Genomic DNA, 11,697 nt, shown 5'->3' with positions numbered 1-11,697 from the left:
GCTTTATATTAGCATTAAACAAATATTAAAAAACTTTAATTTTATTATAAAACTTTTAAAACCTCAAAGGTATATCGTAATGAGAGAAGCTAACCATATTTAGAACCTGGGAGGAAAGATGAAAAAGAAAAAGCCATTTGTTAACATTATACTTTTAATATTGTTTTTTTTGGGAACCAGTATGAGCATATTTATGATAGTGGAGGGAAAAAGGTTTTAATTATTCATAAAACTCCGTGCCAAAAAAAGGTGGAAAAGCAAAAAACTGTCCGCGAGCAAGGATGCTCGGGGTACTATATTCCACGAGCAAGATGCTCGTGTTACTATGGGATGTTCGCGTTACTATATGGTGCCTGTAATACTATAAGTAAGATAATAAAAAGTTAGCAAAAAAAAAAAAAAACGCTATAATAATTCATTATCACAAAAACTTATAATTTAGGGGGTAAAAAAATGTTCAAAAACATGTCATTGAAAGCAAAATTAATTGCAGTATCTACGCTTTCTTTCGCCGTTATCGGCCTTTTAGTTATCGGCATAGTATCTTTTCAAATGACAAATTATAACCAGAATATGATGCAAAAGGTAGCAATTCTTTCTGACAGGATGATAGATAGGGATGTAGAAGGAATTGAAAATTATGTTAGTGGCGTGACGAGAGACCTTGCAAACACCCAGAGAATCAAAACATACATACAGTCAAACAATATGAATGCCCTATCGGCTTTAGTCAATCAATATTTAGATCTAAAAGAAAAACCAGATTATTTTTGTATTGTTACCGATCAAGGCGGGAAAGTGATATATACCACTCTTGGGCAAAATTTTGTTGGTACCGATCTTAGCGCCCAACCTCCTATAAAAGCAGCTCTATCAGGGAAATCAGGCGTAGGTTTTGAAACAGCAAAATTAGTAAAACTGGCAATTAGGGCATATGAGCCTATTTATGATGACAGCGGTAAACTTATCGGCACAATTCATGTAGGCAGGAAGATATCCGACTCAAATCTATTTGTGGATCAACTGAAAAAGGATACAGGATCAGACGTTACCTGGTATCTGGGAGACGAAAGGGTGGCTACTACTTTAGGAGATGTAAAGATAGGTTCAAAACAAGAGAATCAAAAGATATTGGATGAAGTCTTGAAAAAGGGAGAAGCCCCTATTATCAAAACTGAACATGGCGGCAAAAGTTATATTGTACGTTTTGGACCTATAAGAGATACAAGCGGCAATATAATAGGGATGAATTCAACTTCAGTAAGCACTACAGAATACGACAACTACTTTAGAAATATAGTCCTCTCGCTAATAGGAGGAATAATTTTAGTATGTATAATCTTGATAGGTCTTTTCTTCGCTTTCATAAAGAGATCCATAGCAAAACCAATTGATTCTCTTGCCAGGGGAATAGAAGAGCTTTCTACAGGCGACTTTACTCTCAAACTACCTGATATGAACAAGGACGAATTAGGGAGGATAAGGGATGCTGCAGAAAAGCTAAGAATATATCTGGTTGAAATACTATCAAAGATAAACAAGATACAAAGTGAGATTCACGCATCCAGTAAAGAAATGCTCTTATCCTCAAACTCTTCAAAGCTTGCCGCGGGCGAGAGCAAAAAAGCCAGCGAAAATATGGCAGATGCAGCTACAAACCTCTCTCAAAGCGCTCAAGAGATATCAAACCAGGTTCAACAACTTCTTAGCGCTATAGACTCTATTGCATCTGGTTCTGAATCGCTGGCAAAGAGTGCCACAAACTTGTCAGAAAAGACATCTGCTATAGCTACTAAATCAGAGCAGATTGCAACAGACGCAAAGGCAGTAGATGAGCTTGCTGAGAATGTAAACAAGGAGGCAAGAGAGGGCTCAAAGATAATTCAGGAAACACAGAATACCATGAACGCTATTGTATCATCTGTAGAAACGCTATCAAATGCCATGAACAGTCTTAAAGAGAGATCACTTGAGATAGGCAAGATTGTAGACGTTATATCAGGAATAGCAGATCAAACAAATCTCCTTGCTCTAAACGCTGCAATTGAGGCAGCAAGGGCTGGAGATGCTGGAAGAGGCTTTGCGGTTGTAGCAGATGAGGTTAGAAAACTTGCGGAAGAGTCCCAAAAAGCTGCCCTTGAAATCGGAAATATGATAAATCAGACAATAAAAGAGACAGAACATGCGGCAAAATCTATGAACGAGACAAAAGAAGGCGTCCTGAGAGGTTCATCAATGAGCGATAGGACAAGCGAGGCATTTAAAAATATCTTAAGCGCAATAGAAAAACTCTCTGAAAAGATAGATACGACAACTCATAACATAACTACTATTACTGAAGGCGTAAAGGATATTGAGACAGAGGTATCAAACCTTGCAGCGCTATCAGAAGAAAACAGTGCATCCAGCGAGGAGATGGCGGCATCAGCTAAAGAGATATCCACAAATGTAGAGGGAATAGCAGCTACCAGCGAGGAGATGGCGGCATCTAGCGAAGAGGTTGCGGCATCAGCACAGGAAAGCGAAACAATGGCAGAAAAGATAGATGCTGAAATAAGAAAGCTTACTGAGAGAGCAGATGAGCTAAAGAACGAATTGAGCAAGTACAAGTTTTAATTAAAGTGTAAAAGAGATCTTAAGTCACGGGGCAAATCAACGTTTGCCCCGTGATATTTTTTACTTTGGAACAAATTCCTTACAAGCCTTTCTTGACGGAAGAAAAATTCTCTCCTTCTTTAGACACAGTCCTGCATCTGCCCTTGTACTGCCATATGCAGAGCTAAGAACTGTAAAGCCTGGAAAGGTTTTCTCAAATTCTGCAGGGTCGTTCATAAAAAACGAACACGCAGAACAGCTTTGCAAATTTTTCATTATTTTAGAGCACTCCAGAAGCCATAAAATACCTGTGTAGACATAAACCATCCAAGAAACACGTTTACCACAACACCTATAGTAAACGCAGCAGTAGCAGCACATCCCACTGACTTAAGTTCTTTAAATCTTGTTGTTAAACCAATACTTGCAAAACAGAATATAAAGGTCCATGTTCTAAGAGAAGAAATAGGATCTATCAAGTTAGGTTTCACGTACTTTGAAAATTCTGCAGCCGAATATCCAGAAGTAATTATAGTCATTATAATAGATGCCACAAAGAATCCTATGACGAACTTTGGGAAGCGCCACCATATTTCCATTGGAGAGGGGGCTACTCCACACTCCTCCTTCTCCCACTTCAAACAGGCTATAAGAGCAAAAATAAAAGACCAAATTCCTATCCAGATGTCCCTTCCTATAACCTTCATTAAAGTAAAGGCGTGTAAGGCAGCAGTTTCATTTCCAACCATGTGGCCATATGAAACAGCTGCAGCAAAACCAGCTGCATCAGCAAACTCTGAGGTTCCAATCCATGCACCAGCAACGCCAGCAGGAAGTCCCAGAGCCTTTGACACGAATGGAAGTACGATGATCATTATCAAAGCAGCTATAACAACCAAAGTAACAGTAGAATAAAGGTGTTCCTTCTTTGCTCCAACTGCGCTAGCTCCAGCCATAGCAGCCGAAACGCCACATATTGCACCGCCCATACCCAGTATTGATGCAAATCTCTTGTCGAGTTTAAAATATCTCGTTCCAACAAAAAATATCGTTAAGCAAGTAATCACTGAAATAATTGTTGCTTGAGTAATAGCAACGGGACCTGCAGAAATTATAAGAATAATAGGGAACGTAGCGCCCAACAAGACTATACCAGTCTTAATATAATACTCTACTCGAAATCCTTCATCCAACCAGCGAGGAATAGGGAAAATGTTTGCTAAAATAAGTCCTAAAACAAGGGCAACTAATGGAGGCTCAAGGTTGAAGTATTGAGCATACTTCCAACCGCCAATAGCGAAAATTATAATAGAAAAGATATAAAGAAGAGTAAATGACGGTATAAATTTGGAAGGCTTAACCCCCATAATCGCCGTAGAAATTGTAAAAAAGACCAGCCAAAACACATATTGCATAATGTATTGTGGAGCATTTGCCCCAAGGTGTGCAAAGATTTGTCCTACATTATCCCACTTTAGACCCCCTGGATTAATAGCAATTGCTTTTACAAAAGAACTTCCCGAAGCAAAAGAAAAATATGCAGCCAAAACAATAAAAAGACCCAGCCAAATAGCCCACCAATCTTCTTTTAGATAAAGGTCTGTCCATCTTGATTTTGGCGGGGTACTCTTTACAACGTCGTCCTTTTCGTTTGACATCCTTTGACCTCCCTCTTCATAAACAAGAAATAATCTTCAAAAACCGAGCTAAAAAAACAATTCCTTCAAAAATTTGTACTATTTTAAATAGCATAGAACAAGTATAAAATCAATAACCCACCACCTCCTGAAATAAAAAACATAAATTACTTAAATGCATTTAATAAAATTATTATATATTTGTTTGAATTAGTGTGTCAAATATATCTATAGTTATATTTTTATAAAGCCAATTACATTTTGGATATATACAATAATATTTGACCATATATAAAGAAAATTGATATACTCATAAAAAATTGATATGCAAAAAATAGGATCTAAAATATAAACTAAGATTACATAATAAATTCAAGGGGTGAAAATTTTGCAAAAGGAATATTCAGCTGATTCATTAAGTACCAAGTGGTATGATCTATTTAACAAATATGCACAAGATCTTTATCCAGGACGATATACCCTTGAGAAATGTAAAGATCTTGCAAATATCTATTTAGAAATAATTAATTTAAAACAGAAAAAGGATTCTATAATACTTTCTCACAACTATCTTTTTCCTGAATTTCACGAAATTTCAGATATTATAGGCGATTCTTTGGGCTTAAGCCTATCTGTAAAAGAAAAACATTGTAAAAGGGTAGACTTTCAAGGAGTCTTTTTTATGGGGTCAAACAGCAAAATTATAGTTGGAGAAGAAAAGAGGATATTTGTTCAAGACAAACCAGAAAACTTAGGCTGTTCACTTGTAGACTCAATCGACATATCGTATATAAAGAAATGGAAGGAAGAATATAATGGCATCGTAATAAGTTACATTAATAGCGACATAGAAACGAAATCTTTAAGCGATTACATTTGCACATCTCGAAACGCAGACAAAGTAATAATTCATGCTATAAAAAACTTTAAAGGAAAAAGAATATTAATACTTCCAGACAAAAATTTGGGGAAAGTAATGAAGGCAAGGGCACTTGATATCATGCAAAAAGAAGGCATTAGCGTAGATCCTGACCTTATTGAAATATACGAATTAGAAAAGGCATATTGTCATGTACACGAAAAGATAAATCTAGATTTAATACTTTCGTTAATTAATAAGCACAAAAACAGCGATATCTTAATACACCCTGAATGTAGCTGTAGTTTTCAATTATACGAAAGGTCAAAGAAAGATAAGGAGTTAAAAAATAGACTTCATATTGTATCTACTGAACAGATGATATCATCTGCTAAAAGTTCTTCAGCAAAGAGTTTTATTGTTGGTACAGAAAAGGGGATGATATATAGACTCAGGAAAGAAGTGCCAGAAAAAGAGTTTTTGCCAATTGATTTTGCTGAGTGCGAATATATGAAAGCAAATACATTTGAAAAACTATTTGAATCGTTAAGGGATGATAAATATGAGATCACAATTTCAGACACGGAAAAAACAGAATATAAAGCGAATATCATTCACTTGCCTAAGAAAACTGCCGATAGGGCAAAAACTGCAATCATGAGGATGCTAGAAATCAGATGAGTACAATAGAATGCGAAATTTTGATAATAGGAGCAGGAATCGCAGGCCTTACATGTGCAATAAAGTTAGCTGATAGGGGCAAAGATGTAGTAGTAATAAATCGTTCAGAAGATCCAGAAGAATCGAATACCAAGTATGCCCAAGGCGGCATAGTTTGGTGGGGAGAAGATGATTCGGCTGAATTAATAGAAACAGACATTGAAGAAGCAGGAGATGAAGTTGGAAGAGAAAGCGCAATAAAAATTATTGCAGAAGATGGGCCAGTATTAGTTAAATCTTTCTTAATAGACAGACTTGGAGTAAATTTCGATAAGGACTCATTCGGCAACCTTCATAAAACGCTTGAAGGCGGACATTCTAAAAATAGGATTATCCATGTAGCAGACCAAACTGGACTTGCAATACAAAGGGCATTGCTTAAGGAGGCAAAAAGACATCCAAATATCAAAATAATCTCGTCAACTACGGCCATAGATCTAATAAGTACAACCCATCATTCAAAAAATAGGGATGCCATATACCAAGCAACCAAAATTCTTGGTGCATATGTGATTGAAAGAAGCTCAAATCAGATAAGCAAGGTGCTTGCTTCATACACAGTTATTGCAAGCGGTGGAGTGGGGGCAGTTTACGAGTACACTACCAATCCTGAAGGTGCAAGAGGAGATGGGATTGCCATGGCAAAACGTGCTGGTGCTCATGTAATTAACATGGAATACATCCAATTTCATCCCACTGCATTTAAAAAGGACAACTGTAAGTCGTTTCTCATATCAGAATCAGTCAGAGGAGAGGGGGCTATACTCCTAAACGATAAATTAGAAAGGTTTGTAGAGTCAGAACTTTTGCCAAGAGATGAACTAACGAGGCTTATATATAAAGAAATGAAAAAGAGCGGTGCAAAAAACGTCTGGCTTTCTTGTGAGCCAATTATTAAAAGGGGTATAAAACTTGAAGAAAGATTCCCCAAAATCTTTTCAGATTGCTTAGAATGCGGAATTGACATAAGAAAGGATCTCATACCCGTTGCACCTGCAGCTCATTACCTTTGTGGCGGAATAAGAGTTGATGAGTGGGGAAAGACAAATCTTTCAAGGCTTTACGCTATAGGCGAAGCATCTTGCACGGGACTTCATGGAGCAAATAGGCTTGCATCTACTTCACTGCTAGAAGGGCTTGTCTGGGGAATAAGATCTGCCGAAAATATCATAGGGAATTTTTCAAAGGAAGATATAGATAGTTTTCAAATATCTGACTGGGACGAAAGATTTATATTACGGGAAGCAGATAATAACTTAATTAAAGAATATCAGGCTAAGATAAAAAATATAATGTGGGAAAAAGTCGGAATTGTTCGTTCTGAAAGAGAACTTCTAAAAGCAATGAGAGAACTGATGCAGCTCTCAATAGATATTATAGAAATTTATAGAACTTCAAAACTTTCTGATGAACTGGTTGGCTTAAGAAACGCTATCGAGATAGCAATTGAAATCACATCCTGTGCAAGAAGAAATAGAACTAGCAAAGGTGCTCATTATAGGGAGGATACCTTATGAACTTCAAGGATTTGTTGAAAGAGAGAATTCACCACGATTTAGGCTTTGATTTTTACAGAAAGGATAAATATCCATATTCAAAATTTGAAGTGATATTCAAAGAAAGAGCCCTAATTGCAGGAACTATATTTGTACCTACGATTGTAAAAATTGTTGAAGATGAATTCTTTCTCAAAGAATTTGAAGAATCAGAAAAACATAAATTTGAACTAATAAAAAGAGACGGAGACGAAACCTATTCTAGAGAAACTATTATGTATATATACGCTAATGCAAATGTCTTGTTGAAAGCCGAAAGAACAATTTGCAATATTTTATCTGAATTGTCAGGAATAGCTACTCATGTAAGAGAAATCTTATCAAAAATAGATAACAGCGTATTTTTATTGGATACCAGGAAAAACGATCCGTTATTCAGACCTGAACATAAATACGCCATAAGAATTGGAGGTGGCAAAAATCACAGGTCAGGCTTTTTTGATGGAGTGCTAATAAAAGACAACGATATAGCAATATTTGGCTCAATAAAAGCAGCAATTGATAACTCGCTAACAAGCTCAAAGCTTCTAACTAGAATTGAAATAGAAGTTAGTAATATTAGAGATTTAGAAGAAGTACTTCTAGACGGGAGAGTAGATGCAATTTTGTTAGATAATATGCCTGCTAAAACTTTAAAAGAGGCAGTAGAAATCATATCTAAATCAAAAAAACATTATATCGTAGAAGCTTCAGGAGTAAAGGAAGAAGATATCAGTGAAATATCTAAAACTGGTGTAGATTTCATATCTATGTCTTCACTTATAAGAAAGGCAAAATATATTGACGTATCAATGAAAGTAGTTAAGTAAAAGAGGGTTTAAGAGTTTTTTAGGAGATGGTGCTAAAATATAAGTAGTTATTAATATAGTTTTAGGGAGGTATATTATGCCAAAAATTTTAATTTTAACGGGGGATTGTGCAGAAGATTATGAGGTAAAAGTGCCCCAACAGGCTTTAATGCTTTTAGGTTATGAAGTAGATATCTGTGCTCCTAATAAGAATGCAGGCGACATGCTTCAGCTTGTGGTGCACGACTTTACAAACCTTGATACTTATATAGAATTGACAGGGCACAGGATACCTGTAGACATTGCCGCAAAGGACGTCAAAGTAGAAGACTACTCAGGTTTGGTAATCCCTGGCGGAAGGGCTCCTGAATACATCAGAAGGTATAACGAAGTTGTCGAGGTAACGAAAAAATTTTTCAATTTAAACAAGCCAGTTGCCGCAATCTGTCACGGTTCTCAGTTATTAGCAGCCTGTGGCGTGCTATCAGGCAGAAAAGTTACAAGTTACCCTGCGTGCGCTACCGAATGTATGATCGCAGGAGCAAATTGGGTAGATCAGGACGTAGTAGTTGACGGCAACCTCATAACTGCCCAAGCCTGGCCAAATCACCCACTTTGGCTTAGAAAATTTGTAGAACTACTTGGAGCAAAAATAGAAATTTAATTATCTTGCTTACTAAGAGGGCGCAAATTATTTTTTACGCCCTCTTAGCCATAGTTTCATAGTAAAAAAACACGAAATAGCAATCCATGCCATCTGAAATGTAGACGTAGCTCAAGTGGTGCAAAAAAGGGATCTCAACCATTCCATAACATGTGTCTCCTTCTAAGTCTTTTAAGTCAATATACACTTTAAAGCTTACTTAAACAACTAAGTAATTTTTATGTTTTTATATAATTCTTCATGCCCTTTAACTTGATCTTTTAAAGTCCTTCTTGCATCATTTAGTAGATCTAATACAGATGGCAAATTTATTCTATAAAACATCCTTTGCCCGTCTTTCCTCGAATCTATAATGCCCTGTTTTTTAAGAATTCTTAAATGTTGTGACAGGTTTGACTGTTCTACACCAATTTCCTGCAAAAGCTCACACACACATCTCTCCCTCTCAGCAAGACTTAACAATATCTGAATTCTAAGAGGATGAGCTAAAGTCTTAAAAATTTCAGATATCAGTTGGTATACCAAGTTTGTTTTCATATAACCTCCCAAAAAAAGCATTTAATAGATTTTAAAAAAGCTAAAATTACAAGTCTTATATTATTATATTATAAATTTTAGCATTTGGAATAGAATAGAAATAAAATATAATAAAATCAACTAATAAAGCTTTTATTAGAAAAATTAATTAACCTCTAATAGATCTTATTAACTCGATGTCTTTTTCTATCTCTTCTCCTGGCCTGGTTAGATACCCACCTATCATCATACCATTGGCAGCTGAACTCAGAGCCAATTTCTGACTCTTACCAAGAACGTTTTCCCTTCCGGCACAAAGTCTAATAGTAGCAAAGGGCAAAATGATCCTAAATATTGCAAGCGTTTTAAGGGCATCAGATTTGTCAAGAATTTTAATATTTCCAAGCGGAGTACCAGTAATGGGTATAAGAATGTTAAAGGGAACTGATTTTATTTCAAGATTTTTAAGTGTAATTGCAAATTCTACTCTTTGCTCAAAAGTCTCGCCTAAACCTATTATCCCCCCAACACAAGGAGTCAAACCTGCTCTTTTTACAGCTTCAATTGTCTCAATTCTTTCATCATACGAATGAGTAGTGCAGATATTTTTAAAAAAACTCCTTGAAGTCTCAAGATTGTGGTGATACGTAGTAACACCAACATCTCTTAATCTTATCAGATCTCTTTCTTTGATTATCCCCAAAGACGCACAAAGTTCAATATTTACTTCACTTTTAATCTTCTCAAAAATCGGCAGTATCTCATCCATATCAGCACGAGTAGGGCCTCTACCACTAGAAACTAATGAAAATCTTTTAGATCCATAATTTTTCATCAATTTTGCCTTTGAAATCACATCTTCAATACTAACCTTTCTAAAGTTTACCTCTGTATTGTAGTAAGAGGACTGAGCACAAAAGGAACAATTTTCAGTACAAGCACCTGTCTTGTAGCTAATAATAGAACAGGTCTCAAAAGATGAAGAATACTTATCCTTTATCTTTTTGGCAATCATAAGCAAGCGATCTGTGTCAAGATTTAGCAAACCATATATAGCTGATTCGTTTAATTTATTTTCTGGGTCAAAGTTTTCTATATCAAACACTGTATCCTCCCAATAGTTTATTTCTAAGAATTATTTTAGTTTATCAAGAAATTTTCGATACTCAAAGGCATTTTTATGTTAAAATTAAATTTATTATTATTAAAAAGAGGGAAATTATTGGAGAGCTATGAAAGTATAAAAAAGATTTATAATTTCAACGAGGTAGATAAAGGAAATCTTGAATCGCTCTGTACTGCCGCAAAACAAAACGCTGATAAATTTGCAGATTTACTTTACGAATTTATGAGCACCTTTACAAACTATAACAAATTTCTCGGAAATACTGAAGTCAGAAAAAGACACAGGGAAAGGTTTAAGGCTTGGTTTATAGAATTATTCTGTGGGAAGTATGACGAAGACTATTTCATTAGAGTTCAAAAGATCGGACACGTTCACGCTGACATGGGGCTTCCAACTCACTACGTTAGCGCAACAATGAGCTTTGTAAGAAATTACATTCATCAGACGATTCTTTTATCCTGCCCAAGTGAGGAAGAAAGGAAGAACTGTAGAGAATCAGTTGATAAAATTTTAGACATAAACCTTGATATCCTTACTAGTTCTTACGTAGACGAAAACAAAATTTATATCGCCCGAACAAAAATAGAAAATAAGATAGTAAAAATCAGCGAAAAGATATCCTATTACTTTGATATAGCTCTCGTTGTAGCTCTTGTGTTTACTACCTTTATGATATTTGTATTGTTTATATCTGATATTTATAACTTCTTAAGGAGCGCTTCATCCTTTGAAAATAGTGTAATAAATATCCTTGGCGCTATGCTTATAATCTGGACTATTAGAGAACTCTTAGAAGAGGAGTTAAAAAGACTAAAAGGCAAAAAATTCGCCCTAAATATATTTATAAGCCTTGCAATGGCAGCTATGCTCAGAAAAATATTGATCTTCTCCTTAGAACCTCACAATTCTACAGAAGTAATTGTGTTAGGCTTTTTGGTATTGATACTTGGCATAGTGTACTGGCTTATGAATAAGAGCTCCAATTAAAAGCTTTTTTAGATTCGACAAACCTTTTAGTATAATCGCCAATCGGAATAGCACCCCATAGTACCCCGAGCATCTTATAGTATCGCGAGCATCCTTGCTCGTGGACAGTTTTTTGCTCTATATAAAAATTATGGAAGCAAATTAGCTATTGCGTGAGCTAACTGCTGCTTTAATATAGGCTCTACATCATCAAACTTTATATTTGTACCAGAAGCCTCAGACACTACTCTATCCCTATATATAGCCCAA

11 protein-coding genes are annotated in these 11,697 nt (G+C 35.7%); 6 read left to right on the top strand and 5 right to left on the bottom strand.

Features of this window, described 5'->3' with window-relative positions:
* Positions 1-453: 453 nt before the first annotated feature.
* The gene (locus ACWIUX_RS00275; RefSeq protein WP_448588718.1) at positions 454-2,616 is read left to right on the top strand and encodes a methyl-accepting chemotaxis protein; all 2,163 of its coding nucleotides are present in this window, start codon (positions 454-456) and stop codon (positions 2,614-2,616) included.
* A gap of 60 nt (positions 2,617-2,676) precedes the next feature.
* Here the strand turns inward: ACWIUX_RS00275 and ACWIUX_RS00270 are convergent, their stop codons facing one another.
* Both ACWIUX_RS00270 and ACWIUX_RS00265 read right to left on the bottom strand, forming a co-directional pair.
* Positions 2,677-2,871 carry a hypothetical protein gene (locus ACWIUX_RS00270; protein ID WP_448588717.1) on the bottom strand — a complete coding sequence of 65 codons (195 nt, stop codon included), beginning with the start codon at positions 2,869-2,871 and terminating at the stop codon, positions 2,677-2,679.
* Positions 2,871-4,253: a YeiH family protein gene (locus tag ACWIUX_RS00265; protein ID WP_448588716.1), complete on the bottom strand. Its 1,383-nt coding sequence runs from the start codon at positions 4,251-4,253 to the stop codon at positions 2,871-2,873. Before ACWIUX_RS00265 ends, ACWIUX_RS00270 begins: the two co-directional genes overlap by 1 nt.
* 367 nt (positions 4,254-4,620) lie before the next feature.
* On the opposite strand from ACWIUX_RS00265, the gene nadA reads away from it, so the two are divergent.
* The 4 genes from nadA to ACWIUX_RS00245 all read left to right on the top strand — a co-directional run bounded on the left by nadA (position 4,621) and on the right by ACWIUX_RS00245 (position 8,819).
* The gene (nadA, locus tag ACWIUX_RS00260) at positions 4,621-5,772 is read left to right on the top strand and encodes a quinolinate synthase NadA (protein ID WP_448588715.1); all 1,152 of its coding nucleotides are present in this window, start codon (positions 4,621-4,623) and stop codon (positions 5,770-5,772) included.
* Positions 5,769-7,328: an L-aspartate oxidase gene (gene nadB / locus ACWIUX_RS00255; protein WP_448588714.1), complete on the top strand. Its 1,560-nt coding sequence runs from the start codon at positions 5,769-5,771 to the stop codon at positions 7,326-7,328. Before nadA ends, nadB begins: the two co-directional genes overlap by 4 nt.
* On the top strand, positions 7,325-8,176 hold the full coding sequence (gene nadC / locus ACWIUX_RS00250; RefSeq protein WP_448588713.1) for a carboxylating nicotinate-nucleotide diphosphorylase: 852 nt from the start codon (positions 7,325-7,327) through the stop codon (positions 8,174-8,176). Before nadB ends, nadC begins: the two co-directional genes overlap by 4 nt.
* A 76-nt stretch (positions 8,177-8,252) precedes the next feature.
* Positions 8,253-8,819, top strand: a complete 567-nt coding sequence (locus ACWIUX_RS00245) for a DJ-1/PfpI family protein (protein ID WP_448588712.1) — start codon at positions 8,253-8,255, stop codon at positions 8,817-8,819.
* Positions 8,820-8,853: 34 nt separating this feature from the next.
* On the opposite strand, the gene ACWIUX_RS00240 is transcribed toward ACWIUX_RS00245, so the two are convergent.
* The 3 genes from ACWIUX_RS00240 to bioB form a co-directional block, all read right to left on the bottom strand.
* Positions 8,854-9,006, bottom strand: a complete 153-nt coding sequence (locus ACWIUX_RS00240) for a hypothetical protein (protein WP_448588711.1) — start codon at positions 9,004-9,006, stop codon at positions 8,854-8,856.
* Positions 9,007-9,026: 20 nt separating this feature from the next.
* A complete protein-coding gene (locus ACWIUX_RS00235; RefSeq protein WP_448588710.1) occupies positions 9,027-9,356 on the bottom strand; it encodes an ArsR/SmtB family transcription factor in 330 nt (109 codons plus the stop codon).
* Positions 9,357-9,504: 148 nt separating this feature from the next.
* Positions 9,505-10,440 carry a biotin synthase BioB gene (gene bioB, locus ACWIUX_RS00230; protein WP_448588709.1) on the bottom strand — a complete coding sequence of 312 codons (936 nt, stop codon included), beginning with the start codon at positions 10,438-10,440 and terminating at the stop codon, positions 9,505-9,507.
* Positions 10,441-10,557: 117 nt separating this feature from the next.
* Here bioB and ACWIUX_RS00225 point away from each other — a divergent pair, with 117 nt between their 5' ends.
* Complete coding sequence (locus tag ACWIUX_RS00225; protein WP_448588708.1) at positions 10,558-11,448, top strand: protoglobin domain-containing protein; 891 nt, start codon at positions 10,558-10,560, stop codon at positions 11,446-11,448.
* Positions 11,449-11,697: the final 249 nt, after the last annotated feature.

The organism is Thermodesulfobium sp. (assembly GCF_053498235.1).
This window is presented reverse-complemented; position numbering and strand designations above follow the sequence as displayed.